General features: G+C 64.3%; 7 protein-coding genes. 4 read left to right on the top strand and 3 right to left on the bottom strand.

The genetic code is table 11. The features are described 5' to 3' along the window. Positions 1-5 precede the first annotated feature (5 nt). The 4 genes from AC1RGE_RS05040 (at position 6) to AC1RGE_RS05025 (ending at position 4,180) form a co-directional block, all read left to right on the top strand. On the top strand, positions 6-887 hold the full coding sequence (locus tag AC1RGE_RS05040) for a hypothetical protein (RefSeq protein WP_011061287.1): 882 nt from the start codon (positions 6-8) through the stop codon (positions 885-887). Positions 888-911: 24 nt separating this feature from the next. After that, positions 912-2,162, top strand: a complete 1,251-nt coding sequence (locus tag AC1RGE_RS05035; RefSeq protein ID WP_492583525.1) for a TIGR02270 family protein — start codon at positions 912-914, stop codon at positions 2,160-2,162. A gap of 99 nt (positions 2,163-2,261) precedes the next feature. Beyond that, complete coding sequence (locus AC1RGE_RS05030) at positions 2,262-3,242, top strand: response regulator (protein WP_492583523.1); 981 nt, start codon at positions 2,262-2,264, stop codon at positions 3,240-3,242. Positions 3,243-3,262: 20 nt separating this feature from the next. Next, a complete protein-coding gene (locus AC1RGE_RS05025) occupies positions 3,263-4,180 on the top strand; it encodes a LysR family transcriptional regulator (protein ID WP_011061274.1) in 918 nt (305 codons plus the stop codon). On the opposite strand, the gene AC1RGE_RS05020 is transcribed toward AC1RGE_RS05025, so the two are convergent. The 3 genes from AC1RGE_RS05020 to AC1RGE_RS05010 form a co-directional block, all read right to left on the bottom strand. After that, positions 4,177-7,356 (bottom strand): ATP-binding protein, encoded by a 3,180-nt coding sequence (locus tag AC1RGE_RS05020; RefSeq protein WP_346624297.1) that lies wholly within the window; start codon positions 7,354-7,356, stop codon positions 4,177-4,179. The genes AC1RGE_RS05025 and AC1RGE_RS05020 overlap by 4 nt on opposite strands. 128 nt (positions 7,357-7,484) lie before the next feature. Continuing rightward, positions 7,485-8,990, bottom strand: coding sequence for a TolC family outer membrane protein (locus AC1RGE_RS05015; protein ID WP_103407426.1), 1,506 nt, complete (start codon positions 8,988-8,990; stop codon positions 7,485-7,487). Between the two features lie 78 nt (positions 8,991-9,068). Continuing rightward, positions 9,069-18,080: a TcdA/TcdB pore-forming domain-containing protein gene (locus AC1RGE_RS05010; RefSeq protein ID WP_492583521.1), complete on the bottom strand. Its 9,012-nt coding sequence runs from the start codon at positions 18,078-18,080 to the stop codon at positions 9,069-9,071. Positions 18,081-18,150 lie beyond the last annotated feature (70 nt).

Here is an 18,150-nt window from a genome sequence, read left to right as displayed (position 1 = left end):
TTCATATGGCTGACGAATGGCTGGAAGATTATTACTACGCTTATGTTGCCGCCGTAGACGCACAGAAATCTTTTTTCGCTTTTCGGGAAATCGGACTAGAAGCCCAGGACGTTTCGCACACTATTTTCCTGGAGTACAACTCTGGAAAGTGGCGAGAAGTTGGCGAGGCGACTTGGGATACCGTTGCCATGACCACCGACCGGTCACAACAGATGCTGGCAATATCCGAAGAGGGTGAAATTGGGGAAGGCGATCTCGGCTCGACCCTCAGCTTGTCGCAAATGGATCCGCCACCGCTAATGCTCAGAGGGATAAGCTCGATAGGCGAATATACCTACTTGTGCGGAGTGTCCCGAGAGGTGTATGTACGCCATGGATCTTCTGCCTGGCAGCCTATACATGCCCCAAAGCCTACGAGTAAAGACAGTGTTTTTGGCTTCGAAGCACTGGGCGGTTTCTCCAATGATGAAATCTATGCCGCCGGCTGGAAGGGAGAAATATGGCTGCGGGAGCAAGGCAACTGGCGGCAAGTCGACAGTCCAACCAACTTTAAAATAACTGCATTGATATGCGCCTCTGATGGTTATTGTTATTTATGTGGCCGCCAAGGCACTTTGCTGCGTGGCAGAGCGGACACATGGGAAATTATCGATCTCGAAGAGTTCACCGATGATTTCTGGAGCATTGCTGAACACCAAGGAAAAATCTATTTAGCCACCTTGTTCGAAGTATACGTTCTCGATGAAAGTTCTTTGCGGCCAATCAACTGGAACATGCCAAAGCCCAATACTTGCTACTGTCTTTCCGCTAAAAACGGGGCGCTTTGGTCTGTTGGCCAAAAGGATATCTTGGTACATGACGGGCAGAGCTGGAGGAAACTTGCTTAACTCACTATTTCTCAAGACTTTGAAATGTACTCGAACTTGATTCCGCTGATTCTGGATCAACATGTCGAAGAAGCCAGCTTCCTCGCCGTCCTGCGGGACTATGCCCTGGGCGCACCGCACTACGACTTCGACCACCTCAGCCAACTCGACGAGCGCATCGACGCCCACCTTGACGGCCTTCGAGTCGCCGGCACCCGCGGCCTGGAAACCCTGTTGGCTCAACTTGGGCCACACGCCATTGGCGAGCTGTTCGCCAGTGTGGTGCTGGCCTTCGAGGCGGGTAACGCACAGGTGTTGTCACGGCTCAGCGAGCATTTGCGAAGTGCCGTAGAAACGGAGAGCGGCTACCTGATGGCCTTGGGTTGGCTCGACTGGAAGTGGGTATCGCCCTGGGTTGATCGCCTGCTCGCCTCCCCCGCCCCCCTGTTTCTGCGCCTCGGCCTGGCCGCCTGTGGCATGCACCGCCATGACCCCGGCGCTGCCCTGCTTACCGGACTTTCCCACGCCGACCCAAGCGTCCTGGCACGTGCCGCCCGCACTGCCGGCGAACTGCGCCGTCGTGACCTGATGCCGACAATTCGCACCCACCGGCAACACCAGGACACCGCCACGCGCTTTTGGGCCAATTGGGCCACCGCGCAGATGGGCGACGAGGAGGCGCTGGAGCCGCTGCGGCAGTTCGCCGAGCAACCGGGCCAGTTCCAGTACCGCGCGCTCTGTGTACTGCTGGCCTGGCAAAGGCGTGAGCATAGCATCGCCTGGATACGCCAGTTGATACAGAACCCCGAGCAACAGCGCGTCGGCATCCAGGCCGTTGGGCTGCTGGGCGACCCGGTCAGCGTGCCCTGGCTGATCCAGCAGATGAGCGACCTGCCTCATGCCCGCGTCGCCGGCGAGGCCTTCAGCCAGATTACTGGGGCAGACCTGGCGTTACTCGATCTGGAATTGCAGGACCTGCCGGATTTCGATGCAGGCCCGAACGACGACCCTGAGGATGCCAATGTCGCCATGGACCCCGATGAGAATCTACCCTGGCCCGACCCGCAGTTGATCGCAGCCTGGTGGCAGGCCCATGGAGGTGATTTCCAGGCGGGCGTGGGCTATGTGCTGGGGCTGGCGCAGCGCGAAAGCAGTTTTCAGCAAGCGCTTGTCCGGGGCCAGCAACGCCAGCGTATTGCCGCCGCCTACGGCATCGCCCGCTTCCGGCCGACTGAAGTGCTTTTCCCCACCAGCGCACCGGCCTGGCGGCAAAAGCGGTTGTTGTCCGGAGGATGAGCAGGCGATTCATTCTCTTCGACTGCGGCAGCTGGACGCTAGGTGCCCATAAACCAAATACGCTAGACTGCCGGCCTATTTTGTTCAGGCCCCCTCGTCATGCCCGCAGAGCATGTTCCCAAGCCCTATACGCTCCTGGCCATCGACGATGATCCGCAATCGTTGATCGTGCTGTCGAAAACCCTGACCGCCGAATATGAAGTGCTGCTGGCAAAGAACAGCGAACGTGGCCTGGCCCTGGCTCGCAGTGCCAGCCCCGATCTGATCATTCTCGACATCCTGATGCCGGAGATGGATGGCTTCCAGGTGCTCAGCGAGCTCAAGAGTCATCCGGCGACTGCAGCCATTCCGGTGATTTTCCTGACCTCGCGCAGCAGCGTCGAAGACGAACGCCTGGGGCTGCTGCTGGGCGCCGCCGATTACATCGCCAAGCCGATTTCGCCCCCTGTGGTACTGGCCCGGGTGGCAACGCAACTGGGCTACCGCAACAAACTCCTGCATGACCTGCAAGCGGTGGCCGGACCTTGCGCCGGCAGCGACATGCGCGATGGTTTTGTCAGTGCGTTGACCCTGCAACTGGCCGGCAATCCGCAGATTCGCCTCCAGGCCTTGCTCGATACCCTGTCGATTCTGCTGCGCAGCAGCCCGAGCCGGCGCGACCCCGCGGCCTTGCGCAGCGCTGCCTGCCTGGCGCTGATGGGCCTCAATCAGCCGGGCAGCCGTATCGATCAGGCCCTGGGTCACAGCAGGCTGCTGATTGAAGAGATTCTCGCCCACGCCGAGCCGGAAGACCCGATCCTCAACCTTGCCTGGAAAATCACTCACGCCGATGCCTTGCTCAAGGGCCCTGGCGAGCTGGACACCTGCGAGCGGTTGTCCCTGTCGGCCCGTCTGTTCGCCCTGGCACTGAACTACCACCTGAGCCTGCTCCAGGCCAGCACCGAGGACCTCCACAGTCGGCATGCGCAAGCCATGGGCCAGATGTACCGCCAGCCCGGGTTCGAGCAGTGCATCGCCGGCGACCCGGAGCCGCTGTCGGCGGCCTTGCTGAGTTCGTCACAGAGCTTTTTCGGCCGGTGAATGGATGGTGAGCCTGGCCAATGCCTAACTTCGCAGATCTGGAGCTGTTCATTCTGATCGCCGAGCTGCAGGGCCTGTCCCCCGCCGCTCGCGTCATGTCGATCACCCCGGCTGCCGCCAGCCTGGGGCTCAAGCGCCTGGAAAACCGCCTCGGCGTGCGGCTGTTCACCCGCTCCACCCGCACCATGAAGCTCACCCCCGAAGGCGCGCGCTACCTGGAAAGTGCCCAGCATGCCTTGAAGATCCTGGCCAACGGCAAGCGCTCGTTGCGCCACGATGACGGCATGCTGGAACTCACGGTGTCTTCCGACCTGGGCCGCAACCTGCTGCTGGACATGCTCGCCCGGCTCAAGCAGGAACGGCCGCGCATGTACATCAAGCTGGCGCTGAGCGACAAGGAAGAGGACCTGCTCAAGGGCCGCTTCGATGCGGCGTTGCGCTACGGCAAGAACCTGGCACTGGATCTGGTCGAGCTACCGGTGCTCAAGCAGCATTACTTCATCGCCTGCGCCGCGCCCGAATACCTGGCCGAGCATGGCCAGCCCGAGTCGCCGGAACAGCTGAGCGAGCACGAATGCATCATCTGCCACAGCATTGGCCGCCCGGAGAGCCGCTGGCGTTTCCATGGGGCCGGCAAGGTCGAGGACGTGCCGGTGCAAGGGCATTTTTGCTGTGATGATGGCGATGCCGCACGGCGCTGGGCCGTGGCTGGCCACGGCGTGGTCAACCTGCCGCTGCTCAATGTCGTGGAGGACCTGCTCGCCGGTCGCTTGCTGGCGCTGCTGCCCGGTTGGCAGTCCGACGCGGCGCCGCTGAATCTGGTGGTCTCGCACCGCTCGCAGATCACTTCGTCGTTGCGCGCCTTGCATCAATGCCTGGTCGAGCACTGCACCGACCGCATGGCCCGCTATCAGGCCCTGACCCAGGACACCCGCTAGCCCTGGAAGTCGACAAGCAGGTCATGGGCCTGCTGGAACTCCAGCCGGTAGATCCGCTCTTGAATGGCCCGCAGAGGGCCACAGGGGTATTGCTCGTACAGTTCATCGATCAGCGCCAGGGCCTGGGCATTATGGCTGCTCAGCAGCTTGGCCAAGCGCTCCAGTGCCAACACCTGCTCAGGGTCCAGCCCCAGCTGCTGCGGTGCCAGATCCCCGTCGGCTGCCACTGGCAGGGACGCCAGGCCGGCCAGCACCGGTTCCAGGCACCGCGCCAGCTGCTCGATCAGCGGCCCCAGCGCTGCCGGCCCGCCCGCCTGTTCCTCCAGTTGTCCAGCGGCCTCTTTGACCGCCGTGGCACCGATGTTCCCGGCGTTGCCCTGCAGGCTGTGGGCCAGAGAGCCGAGGGCGGCCAGGTCCCCTGCGGCATGGGCTTGCCACAAGCGTTCGATGACCTGCTGCTGGCTGTCACGAAAGTCGGCCAGGAGTTTGCGGTGCAGGGCCAGGTCCTGGTTCACCACCGCCAGCCCGCGCGCGGTGTCGATGCCTGCATAAGTCGAGTTCAAGACCCTTGTACCCGGAGGCGCCGGAGCTTGCGCTACCGGCATGTCCGTCGCTTTGATCCAGCGCACCAGGGTCCGATAGAACGCCGCGACCTCCAGGGGCTTGCTCAGCAGATCGCTCATGCCGGCAGCCACCGCCCTGCCCTGCACATCGGCCTGGCTACTGGCGGTCACGGCAATGATCGGCAGCCACCGCAGGTGCGGATACCCGCGAATCTTGCGGGTCGTGGCGAAGCCGTCCATGACCGGCATCTGACAATCCATCAGCACAGCGTCAAAGCGCCCCTCCTCAAGCAACAGACGCAGGGCCTGCGCACCGTTCGCCGCCAGCACCACCTGGACCCCCACGCGCTGCAGCAGGCCCTGCAACACTTCCTGGTTGAGCCGGTTGTCCTCGACCACCAGCACCCGCGTCCCCGCCAGCCAGCGTACCGGGTCATTGATCGCGCCCTGCCCCGCTGTGGCGCCAGTCGCCGGCGCGGCAGGCGTGGCGCAGTTTTCCTCAAGTGGTAACGGCGACAGGTTCAACTGCACGCTGAACTTGAATGTTGCGCCCTGCCCTGGCTGGCTTTTCACCCAGATATCACCTTGCATCAGTTGCACGATTTTCTTCGAGATGGTCAGCCCCAGGCCGCTGCCGCCATAACGCCGGCTGATGGACCGGTCGGCCTGGACAAAGACATTGAACAAGCGGGCCTGCTGCTCGTCGCTGATGCCCACCCCGGTGTCGGTGACGCTGAAGCACAGCAGCGCCTGATGATCCCACTGGCGCACCAGGCACACACCGATACAGACATGGCCGGCCTCGGTGAACTTGATCGCGTTGTCCACCAGGTTGGTCAGCACCTGGGCCAGACGCAGCGGATCACCCACATAACGGCGCGGCAGTGAAGCCGGAATATCCAGTTGCAGCCGCAGCGCCTTTTCTTCCGCGCGCTGGCGGACCAGCAGCAACACATCGTCCACCAGTTCCCGCAGGTCGAAGCCCACTTGCTCCATGCTCAGCTTGCCGGCTTCGATCTTCGACAGGTCGAGCACGCCGTTGATGGTGCCCACCAGGTGTTTGGCCGCACGGTCGATCTTTTCGATGTAGTCGCGCTGCACCGGCTCCAGCGGCAGGTCCAGTGCCAGGTGGGCCATGCCGATGATCGCGTTCAGCGGCGTGCGGATCTCATGGGACATGCAGTCGAGAAACTCCGACTTGGCCTGGGTCGCCCGCTCGGCATCCTGTCGTGACTGTTGGATTTGCGCTTCCACCGCCTTGCGCTCGCTGATGTCTTGCAGCACCCCGGTGACCCGCGTCGGTGCTCCACTGGCGTCGCGCTGCATGATCTTGCCGATGTCCAGCACCCACAGCCATTGCCCCTCTTTGTTGCGCATGCGGTATTCGGCGCGGTATTCGCCGACTTCATCGTTCAGGTGCGCCTTGAGCCGGGCCATGACCGGCTCGTAGTCGTCCGGGTGCACCAGAGCGGTCCAGCGCTCCAGGCCATGGCCGAAAGCCTGTTCCATCTGCTGTTTGCTGTAGCCAAGAATCTGCAGCCAGACATCGTTGTTGATGACCGTCCCCAGGCTGAGGTTCCAGTCCCACAGGCCCAGGGCCCCGCTTTGCAGGGCCATGTCCAGGCGCTGTTCGCTCTGCTCGATCTGCGCCACGTCGCGCTTGTGCCGCCGGGCATCGGCCAGACGCCGCAGGCCGCCCCACAGCAACAGCAAGAACACCAGGGCACTCAGCCCCTCGATCAGCAGCACCTGTTCCCCCGGCAACAGCGTATCCAGGTCGCCCAGGGTGATCAGGGTCCAGGGACCGCTCGGGTCATTCCAGTCGAAATCCACCCGGGACAGGCTATAGCGCCGGCCGTCCAGCTGGATCACCGACTGATGGGCATCGAAGGGCAAGCGCTCGGGCACCCCGTTGGCAAACCGATAGTCGCTGAACTGGCGGCGGATCTCCCCCGTGAACCGGTTCCAGGGCCAGGCGCGGTCGGACTTGAGGATAAAGGCCGGGGAACTGGCGGCCAGCACCACGCCGCTGGGGGACAGGATCATCTTCAGATCGTCGCTGTACGGCTTGCTCAGGCTGGCATCGAGCCTATCGGCATCAAAACGCGCCACCAGCACCCCGATCACCTTGTCCTGGCGCGTACGCGACTCGAAGATCGGTGCCGCCATGTAGAACATGCGAGTGCCGGTGGTGGCGCTGATGGCGCCGTAGACACTGCTGCCGCCATCGAGAGCCACCTTGAAGTAGGGGCGGAAGGCCACGTTCAGCCCCAGGGGCGTCTGCCCGTGCTGGTCATGGGCCGCTACCACCACCCCTTCCCGGTTGAGAACAAACGCATGGTTGGCTTCCACCACCAGGGACAGGGTCTTGAGGGGAATGGTGGCCCGCTCCATCAGGTCCGCAGAGGGTTCGGGCTCCAGGACAATGCGCTTGAGCGAGGGGTTGTGACGCCCGAGGATCGACAGTGCGCCAATGGCAAAACCGTTGGATTTCCATTGTTCCAGGTCCTGGGCCTGCTCCCGGGTCTGCATCTGGATGCTGGCCCGGTAGACGTCTTCGACTTGCACACGGTAGTAGTTGCCCAGCGCCCCTGCGGCGCCGCCCGCGATCATCACGCCCAGGGCATAACAGCAGCGCCTGTGACTGTCGAAGAAGTCCAATAACCCGTACAACCCTGTCCCCCTTTACCTGAAAGAAATCGGTGCCCGCCAACCCTTGTCCGAGGCATTGCCTGGCCCTGTCAGCGTTTTGCCAGCCGGCGTGGAAACTCCGGCGGCAGAAAATCGCGGTCCGGATCGTAGTCGGCCTTGAGGTAATCACAAAGCGCCTTGAGGTCCTGGGGCGACAATGTCCCCACCGCCTGCTTGAGCCGCAGGGTGTCGAGAATGTAGTCATAGCGGCTGTTGTTGTACTGGCGCACGGCGTTATAGAGCTGACGCTGCGCCTCCAGCACATCGACGATATTGCGGGTTCCGACCTGAAAGCCCATCTGCGAGGCCAGCACGGCGCCCTGGTTGGAGATGATCGACTGGCGCCGCGCCTGCACCTGATCGACACCACTGTTGAGACCGCGATGCAGGTTGCGGGTCTGCTCCACTACTTGACGCCGCAAGCCGTCGTTGAGGTACTCGCGCTGGTTCATCCGCTGGTGGGCTTCGCGCACCTGGGAGCGGGTCTGGCCGCCACTGAACAGCGGAATGTTCAACTGCAGACCGACCGTGCGCTGCTCGACATTGCCACCGTAGCCATTGCCACGGATATCGCTGTTGCCGTAGCCCAGGGCGTCGTTGTCCCCGGTCTGGTAGCGCAGCACCGCGTCCAGGGTCGGCGCGTGCCCGGCCTTGCGCGCGCTCAGGGTCTGCTGCGTCGCCTCCAGGGCGAACTGGCTGGCCTGCAGGGTCAGGTTCTGGCGCACCGCCGTGTCCACCCAGCGCCGGGCGTCGTTGGGTTCGGGCAACAGCACCGGCATGTCGTGGCGCAGCCCCTGGACTGCCTGGTACTGCTGATGCGTCAGGGTGTCCAGGGCTTCGAAGGCATCGTCGGTCTGCTTCTGCGCCACGATGCGGTTGGCCCGCGCCGTGTCATGGCCGGCCTGGGCCTGCAGCACATCGGTGCGGTCCGACAGGCCCAGCTGCAAGCCCCGTTCGGCCAGTTGCTGCTGGCGCTTGAGCGCCGCTTCTTCGGCCTTGGCCGCCGCCAGGGCGTCCTGGGCCTTGAGCAGGCCGAAGTAGGCCTGGGCGCTGTCGAACATGAGTTTCTGCTCGGCGGCGGCCAGCTCCAGCTGGGCCTGCTGGTCTTCAGCTTGCGCGGCCTTGAGGGTGAACCAGCGATCGGCGCGGAATATCGGCTGGTTCAGCACCGCCTGATAACTGGTGCCACTGCGCCGGGTGTCCTGCCGCGGCTGCTGCAGGGAGGTGCTGGTGGCATTGAGATCGGCACTGGCGGACAGCGTGGGCAGCAGGCCGGCCCTGGCCTGGGGCACCGCCTCGGCGCGGGCCGCCTGATCGGCCTGGGCCGCCGCCAGCTCGCTGTTGTTCTGCCGGGCATCCAGGTACACCCGCCACAGGTCACTGGGCAGCGCCTGGGGCCGCTGTTGTGGCACATGGGCTGGCGGATGCTGTGCCGAGTCTTGTGGCAGGTCTTGCCGATGCAATGGGGCCGCCTGCGCCAGGGGCGCCACCAGCAGCGGGACGGCAAGCAGCCAGCCGGCAAGGGCTCGCTGCCGCGAATTCATGGGTTTGCTCATGGTTGGATCTAACACCGGGAAAAGAGGGCGCCGCAGACAGGAGGGGCTTTGCGCCCCTCCTGTGTTTCTCCTGCGAGGTCAGGTCAGTGAAGGCACCAGCACCGCCTGCGCGGCCTGATGGTTTTTCGGCAGTTGTTCGCGAGCGCCGCCGGTGTCAGCGAAGGCCGCCATGGCCCCGCTGAGTTTTGCCAGGCTGGGGCCCCGACCATCCGCCGCCGAGTCCGGCACATCCGCCGCCGAGCTCAGAGCGTTCGCCGCCGGCAGCGTCTCGCGCTGGCTCCAGGCCAGTTCGAACACGCTGTCCCCGGCCGATCCACTCGGGCCAAAGCCCTTGAGCAGTTGCTCGACGCTGATCATCGACGAGTCGCCTTTGAGCTCGATCAGCAAATGCCCATGGGCGGCCGCCTGGCTGCCCAGCACCTGGCGCAGCACCAGGGTGGTGCCATTGCCCGTGTCGGTCAGTTGCACATCCTCGCCCCGACGGCTGACGAGGATATTCTTGCCATCGGCCACCGGCAGGATCACCCGATCCAGGGCCAGGCCCGGATCATCGTTGTCGATGACCACCGAGCGGTAATGCGCCCACATCGCCGGGCTGAAACGATAGGTGTCATCCCCGGCGCCGCCGTGCAGCACCACGCTGTCGACCCCGGCAATCAACGGCGGCGCCAGGTCATCCTGAGGAGCATTGCCGCTGGCTCCCTGAAGCAGCAGCGAGGAGCCGATGCGCTCGACATTTGCGTAATGGCCCAGGCGCAGCGCCTTGCCGTCCTTGACCTGATACAGCGCCTGCGCCGTCGGGCTGTAGACATAGGCCGAGTTCGGCGTCCCGGCAGCGACGCCGATAAAGCGCAAGTCGCTGCCACCCGGGATGCCGTTGCTGGCGAACATCTGCCCACTGGCAATATCGAACCAGCCGCGGGTGTCGCCGTCCTGCAAGCTCAACACGCCTTTGGCGCCCCACTGGCCAGCCACGGTTGCCAGGGCCTGGGGCAGATTGCCCAGATGTGCCTGTTGCCAACCCTTGTCCACGGCCACCAGTTGCACATCGCCGTTGTTGCTGCGCAGCAGCACTTCGCCTTGCACCGTGGTCAGGCGCAACCCGGCATCGACCTGGACTGCCGAACGCAGTGGCTGCTTGGGCATCCAGTCAATGGCGGCCGGCAATTGCGCCGAGGCCTCAAGCACCTCGTCTTTGCCAAACGCGGTGGCCAGTGCTTGCGCTGTCAGCGGCGGCTGCAGATAGAGCTTGCCGCTCTCGGGCTCGAACAGCCGGGCACTGGCGCTGGCACTGTCGAAGCCGAGAAACTGCAGCGGCTTGCCTTGCAGCGCGGACGATGCCACCACCACCTGACCGTTGTGGTACCACACCGGCAGCGCACTCTTGCCGTCGGCGGCCTTGACCCCGAATACCGCCAGGGTGGCATTGCTGCCGGCGACCTCGGCGAGGTTTTTCCACCAGTTACTGTGGGCCTTGAGCCAATGCTCGTTGACCGCCTCATAGCTCAGCCGTCCCGTCGCCTCGATCCGGGCCATGCGCCCGTCGTTGGTCACGGCCAGCAGATGGCCATTGAGATTGAGCACATTGGCCAGGGGCGGCGTGCTCAGCCGCAAGGCGCTTGGCTGGCCGGCATCGAGCACCTTCTGCCCCGGCCCTTCCTGGCGGAACAGCACCTGCTGCGCCTTGCTGTAGAAATAAAACACTTCCTGGCCACCGGGCTGCGCCTGGCTGCCCGCCAACACCAGGTCGGCCGGAATCTGCCAGGCGCTTTGCGCCTGCCCCGGGGCATCGGCGCGCGGCGCCTGCCCGGCCGGTGGTGCCAGGTTCGGCTTGATCACGATGCCGTCGCGGCTGCGCACCCAGTAGCGGTGCGCGACTTTGGCGTTGTCCAGGCCAAACACCGTGATCAGCTCTGCCGCCGTCGGCTCCAGCACGGGCGCGCCCAGGCTGTACACCGGGGTGTCGCGCTGGGTGGCCTGAGTCTCGTAGCCCTTGAGCAGGGTATTGAGCAGGGTCTTGGCGTCCTTGCCATGCTGGCTGTTGCTTGCCGACAGTTGCAGCAACGACTCATCGCCGACCACCCCCACCAGCTCCATGCGGTCACCAAGGATACGGAAGCTCAGTTCGGCTTCCCGCTCCTTGAGCTGATAACGACGGGCCAGATACACCGCATCGCCCTCTTGCCAGAACCGGCTGATCTGGCCGGCGCTCTGGTTGAACGCAGGGGCGAACTGCGCATCGACCTTGCCGCTGGCAATATCGACCCGCCACGCGGCGGCGTTCTCGGCATCGACGAAGTAGGCATGCTCGCCGATGACCGCCCCCAACTGGGCGTTGCGCGCCTGTTGCACATCGGTGTCGGTGAATAGCATGCGGTCCTTGGCAACCTCGTAGTACGCCCGACCGACATTGCGCTCACCGTGCTTGTAGTTCTCCACCACCACGTATTGGCCGTGCAACTGATGGGCCTGGGCCAGCTCCTTGAGGTGCTGTTCGATGCGCTGCCCGGACACCTGCCATTGGCTGGCGTCTTCCTTCACCACGTAGGTGGTCTGGCCGGCAAAATCGGCTGCCCGTACTTCGCCCTTGGCGTTGACCAGCAGCACCTGCCCGCTCTGGGCCGGATCGAGCCTGACCTTGACCCCGCCCACCAGCAAGTGGTCCTTCGCCACGGTGATGCTGTCGCTCTCAAGCTGGCTGCTGTCGATGATCCAGCGTGACGGCTGACGACCGGCCTGGTTACAGAGCCTGACCTCGGTGCCTTCGTTGAGGCCAATCAGGTATTCGCCGCCTGCGCCCTGGATGTCGTAGCGCAGGTAGCCGTACAGCTCCTTGGGCAGTTGCGGCACCACCAATTGCCGGTTGTGCCCATCGAGCAGCACTTCTACCGGCGTCTCGACGTACTCCTGGTGAATCCGCCGGATCGTCTCCTCGCTCGGGAAGATGTAGAAGTCGTAGTCGAAGCGCCGGTCCTGCTCAAGCTTGCGAATCACATCGAAACCCGTGTCATGCCGGGTGGTGGCCCCCGGCAGGATCATGTACTCGTAGCTGATGTAGGACTTGGGCGTGCCCGGCAGGATCACCGTCCTGCTGTCGCCGTGGTCGAGTCTGGGCGGCTTGGCGCCGTGGCCAATGCCGCTGCGCACCTCGATCGCCTGGGCGCGGTCGTGGATCATCCGCGGAAAGTCCCCGACCCAGAAGAAGTAGTTGATCGCCCCGGAACCGGTGGAGCCGTGGTGAGTGCGGTAAATGTACTGGCTGTCGAAACCTACCTCGTTCGAGCGCAGGTCGAGGCGCTTGACCACCGCCCCGGCCAGGGGCACCAGCACCTGCTGTTTCTCGTCATAACGGTAGCCGTTGCCTTGGTAGGCCTTGTCCAGGGTGTCGAAGTAACGTCCCACCGCCTTGGCATCTTCGGCCACCGCGCCAAAGGCCTGGGCCAGTGCCGTGAAGCCTACCGCCAGGCCACCGAGGATCACCCCCGCGCCTCCCAGCACCGCCGCCGTTGTCGAAGCGCCGATCAGCCCGGCACCGATACCCGCCGCGCCACTGACAAAACTCGCCGAGTCGAACGCCAGCTGGGTGCCGAATACGGCTTTCTGCACATCGTTCTCGGCATGGGCCAGCTCATAGGCATCCAGGCCGACCATGGCCCCGCCAAACAGCACGCCTGCGCCCTCGTTGACCGTGTGCCCCAGGGTCGAGGCAAAGTCCTTGAGCGAGGACTCGGCGGCCAGGGCTTCGCCGCGCAACGCGGTTTGCACCAGTTCGGTGACCTTGGCCACATCTTGCAAGGTGCCATGGCCAATCTGCGCCAGGCCCAGGTAGCTATGGATCTTCAGGGCGGTGGCCAGGTCCGGTGAAACCACGCCCTGGGCCGCATCCTTGCGGTTCTTGTCGGCAAACCACTGGATCAGCGTCTGGACCGCAAAGCCCGCGTTCAGGCCGTCCACATGCGCCACTTCGCCGACCCCGCCGCGGGGCCGGATCTGCCCATGCTCCAGGGTGAAGTGCTCGTTGAGCACGCTCATGTGCTCATCGACGAAACGACGGAATTCGACAAAGGTGCCATCGTCGGTGCTCAGCCAGCGGGTCTGATCGGGCTGGTCACGGTTGATGAACTGCACCCGATAGCCGCCCTCCGGCTGTGGCTCGGTGTTGGCGATGATCGGTATCCACTGGCTGCTCAACTGGTGTTCCCGGGCCAGCCGGGTGCTGGCGGCGTCGAAGCGCGCGCCCCATTGCTCGGCGTCGAACGTGGTCAGCGCCGCGCCCAGGCGCAGGTCCTGGCTGACGCGCTGCTGGGCACCCACCGCCTGCTCCACCTGGCGGCGTTGGCCGATGACGCCGGCCAACTCCTCGGGACGGGACAGATCGGCAACGTTCAGCCCGCTGCCCACCGGCACCTCGGCCATCTTGTGGGTGTCGATCTCGATCAGGTTGAAGGCCGGCTGCGACTGGCTGCCGAACGAGCCGTAGTGCGCCGCCAGTTTTCGGCGCACCAGGTGCTGCTCCATGGCCTTGGCCAAGCCCTTGCTGGAGTCGAAAGCGAAGATCCCCACGTTCGGGTCATAGAAGTAGTAGCGACGGCCTTCGGGGCCCTGGGTACTGCCCACCATCATCGAGTGGTTCTGGGTGTTGAGGGCAAACATCGAGTCGCTGCTGCCGTTGGCCAGCCGGGCCACCACGTCGGACAACTGGAACTGCCCCAGCGCCTTGGAGGCCTGGACCGCGTCGACATTGGAATGCAGCCGGATCAGGCTGTTCTTGAGCAAGGTCGAGCTGCCCGCCTGGGGATCGGCCGAGGCCAGGAACAGCTTCTGCACCAGGCTGTTGACCCCCGCCTCGCCGCCCCTGGCCAGGGCGACGGCCATGGCCCTGACCAGCGGGTAGCAGCGGCCTCCGGAGCGGTCCCCCACCAGCGACAGGTAGAAGTCCTGGGGCGCCAACTGGCCGAAGACACTGCCGGCGCCCCGGAAGTCTTCACTGAGGGTCGCGGTCTGGCGCAGCACCTTGTCGATGTATTCGGCCTGGCTGGTCTCACTGATGCGGGCACTCAGGGCGCCACGCTGCCCAGGCGTGAGCTGGCCGTCGAGAAACAGGCGCTTCATCTCCAGGGCCGACTTCTTGTCGTCCAGCCCGGGGATCTTGATCTCGCGAAAATCCCGCACGCCGTCACTGAATGCCGTGCCCCGGGCCCCGCGCTGATAGGCCTCGGCAATGGCGTAGCGCTCGCCCACGCTGGTGCTGCGCTCATCGCCCCCGCCCTGGATCGCCGTGTCGTCGGTGCGCACCACCGCAGCACTGCCCTGCTTGGCCTGGATCTGCTGCCAGAGCCAGGTCTTTTCCACCGAAGCGGCCTCACGCAACACCGGTTCGTACTGCGCCCGGTAGAAATCCTGCGTGAGGTTGAGCTGCTTGATCTGCTGGTCGATCAGGCTCTTGTCGCTGGCCCCGCGCCGCTGCTCCTGGAGTTGATAACGCTGGTTGCCGAGCTGTTCGATGTCGGCGCTGACCTTGGCCTGGACCGCATCGCGCAGCCGATTCCAGGCGGCAATGGCCGGGTGCTCGGGAGAAAAGTCGCCGCCGCTGTAGACGCCATCGGCCACCCCTTCAGTGGACACGCCGAACTGGGTCGCCACCTTCTTCAGGTTCTGGTGCACCTGTTCGCGGTATTCGGCGAACTGGGTCCGGTTGCGTTCCTGCACCTGGCTGTCGGCGGTCTGGATGGCAAGCGGCTCTGCACCCTCGCGCAACTTCGGCCAGACCATCTGCCCTTCGCGCTGGTACTCCTGGCGCTGGAACACCAACTGCCACTGGCCGTCGACGACCTGCATGTACGCCGCAGCCAGGCCCTCGGCGGTGCCGGCCACTTGGTAGTCCTTGTAGTCGACCGCCATCACCACGTTGTCGTACAGCAGCGAACTGTTGACCCGACCGTCGTGATAGACCCGATAGGTAGTGGCGTCCAGGCTGGTCACCACCAGCGAGCAGCCCGACAAGGTGCCGGTAAAGAGGAAGCTGCCCGGGCGCGCCTGCTTGGGAATGTCCACATAGGCCGGCGCGGCGTTCGCCTGGTTCGGCCCGTTGTAGCCGAGGAAATACGCCGGCACGCTGTCCGGGCTCCCGCTCACGGAGTTGGCGCTGTGCTCGGTGTATTCGAGCTCATACAGCCTGGGCGCGACTTCCACCAACTGCACGTTGCCCTGGGCCGGCAAGCGCCCCGCCTTGACCAGGGCCTCGGCACTGAGGGTGTGGGTCTGGGCGAACTGCACCGGGTCGGCGGCAAACTGGTGAATGTCGGCGCTGCCCTGGCGCGGTTCGAAGCCGGCTCCGAGCGATGCCAGCCCGGTCTTGAGTTGCCGGTCCTTGGCGGCCTGCCCCAACAGCGCGGGCAGCGGCCCCAGGTCGGTGAAGCGCGGTGGATGGAACTCCTCGCTCGGCGCCAGGCCTTGATTGACGATGGGCAGGACCCGGGCCATCACGGCGTCGTACAGCTCCCCATGCAAAGCCTCCCGGCGCCCTTGGGCACGGTAGCGGTCGAAGGTCTGCAGCAGATCCTTGCCGATGCTGTCCGGCCCCTGGGGTTCATAACGGGCGGCGACATACAGGGTTTCGAAGAACGAGTGGTAGCCGTTGCGGATCATGAAGGCCGCGTTGGCCATCTGGAACTGCCAGTACTGCTTGACGCTCGGCGCGCTACCGAACAACTCCGGCAAGGCATTGCTGACGGTCTGGGTAGTCCCGGAAATGCCCCCCACGAACGGGGTGTCCAGGTCGCTCATGTAGCGTGTGGCTTCATTGTTCGGATCGGGGCGGAACTGGCTGTAGCTGCGGTACTTGTCGTTCTGGATCAGCAGCGCGGCATCGGTCCGGGCCTGCTCCGGGTGGGTATTGAGGATCAGGTAGGGGTCGGGCTGGTTCAGCCGGTTGTTGATCATGACCTTGTCGGCGCCGGTTTTTGGCGTCAGCGCGGCATGGGCATTGACCGGCACCGCGGCCTTGGAAAAACTGTCGGCCACGGGGCGCAGGGCATGGAACAACGCCTGCTTGCGCAGGCTGCGGCCCTGGTCGCCGGACAACAGCGCCTCGACCGTCGGCCGCAACGCGACGTCGGCCGGCGCCAGGCCCTGGGGGCCGCTCAACAACAGGTTCAGCAACTTGCTGTCCAGGCCGCGCTCCACCGCCACCTGATCGAAGACATGCACCTTCGGGTTGCCTGGATGCTGCCCGGCGTTAGCGCTGGCCACTCGCTGTGTTTCCGTCTCGATCGCCTGGGCGCGCCACTGTTCATACAACGGTGCCAGCAGCAATTTGGCCTGGGCAATGTCGCTCTGCAGATAACCGCCTTGCAGGACTTTGCTCAGCGCCTGGCTCTTCACCAGGTTCTGCCCCAGGCCGAACAGCAGCTCATCGTTGTCGTGGCTTTGCCAGACCGACGCGGCGAAGGCCTGTTCCCACAGCACCTTGTTCAGGTTGTTGCCCTTGATATCCCGCAGGCTCGGGCGGCTGTGTTGCGCCAGCAGCACCCCGGCCGGGGTGATGTGGTTGCGTTCGAGCAGGCGCGTCAGCTGTTGCACGAAGGTGGCGCGCTCGCTGCTGCCTTCGAACAGCCGGCTGGCCTTGAAGCCCTCGCCGCGCAGTTGCTCCAGGCGCTCGAAAAACGCTGCGTTGTATTGATACAGGGTCTCGGTCTGGGCCTTGCTCAGGTGGCTGCTGCTGACCTTGTCGCCCTCGACGGTCATCACGGCAAAAGGTGTCGCCGAACGGTAAGCGTCACCCTGGGGCATTTCCAGCAGGTACTGATGCTCGGCAAAGCCGACCGAGCGTTCCAGCTCATGAATATTGACGAACAGGCCGTCGCGGTCCGGGTGGTAGCTGTTCTGCCGATAGTCTTCGACGCCCAGGGTCTGGAAGCTGGTGATGTCCGCGTTCTGGTTGATCAGTTCGCTCAAGGCGCCAGCCAGGGGCACTTCACGGGTCACGCTGGTGCCGGGCGACTGGCCCGAGACCTGGATGCCGACCTGGTTGGGCACTTTGCGATCGACGCCGGTCAACAGCAGCTTGCGGCCGTTGCTCAACGCCTGGGCCTTGAAGCCTTCGCGCAGGGAGCTTTCCGACACCAGGTGGTTGGCGAAGTACTGCTCGACGAACCCGGTCTTGACCAACACCGAGCGAATCGGTGCATAGGTCGGCGAGCGCATGGACGGTGGCTCGCTCTTGAGCCGGTACTGTTGCTGCCAGGCCAGGGAACGGGCGGCGGTGCCAAAGGAGAAATTCAGCACGCCGTCGGTGGGCACCACCAGCCGGCCGTGCTCCAGGTAGAAGTCCTTGAAGCGGCCATCGGTGCTGGCATTGACCAGCGCCACGTTCATGCGGATGTAGCCCGGGCGCTCCTCCATCATCAGCAGTGAAAGGTTCACCGGCAGCTCGTCGGAGGCCCGGGGCGGCTTGGCCAGTGCCGCCAGGCTCGCGGCCTGCTGCTGCGGGGCGGCCTTGAGCCAGGCGTTGTAGCGGGTACTCACCTCCTTGTAGGCCTGCAGCTCGGAGAACAGGGTCACGTAGGTCTGGCTGAAGGTGGAGTCGGCCACCTGCATGCTCAGGTGCTTCTCCAGGCGGTTGATCCGGCCCTTGAGCTCTTTCTGCTTGGCCGGCGCATCGGCTTGCAGGACCTCGGCCTTGGCGCCACCGGGACTGAGCAGCCGCAGGGCCTTGTTCCAGGTGCTGTCATAGTGGCTGATCGCCGTGTCCTGACGGCTGTACAACAGGATGTCACGGTCCAGTTGCTGCTTGTAGGCAATGGTGGCCGGCGTGTCGGCGATGGCCTTCATTTCTTTGCGGCGTTGTTGCAGCACCTGCAACTGGTCGCCCACCGAGACCGGGTTGTCCTGCATCTGGTAGTGCTGGGCGGCCAGCACGCTCAGGGTGCTCTGCTGCATTTCCAGCAGGCGCTCGCCGACCTGGCCGATGTACGCGGCACGCTCGTCGGCGCTCATGTTGAACCATTCGGTTTGCCGCCCTGCCGTCTTGATCTGTTGGTCGATCAGGGTATTGAGCAGGCGCGTGAAGTCCTTGGACATAAAAGCCATTGCAATGATCCTTTGTCTGTTTTGAGCCAAGCCCTGCGTCTCGCGAAGGGCTGCCTAGGGGTATGGAACT

Source organism: Pseudomonas sp. GW823-FHT02C05, from assembly GCF_058797595.1.
The sequence above is the reverse complement of the archived record's forward strand: the minus strand, read 5'-3'. Positions and strand labels throughout refer to the sequence as shown.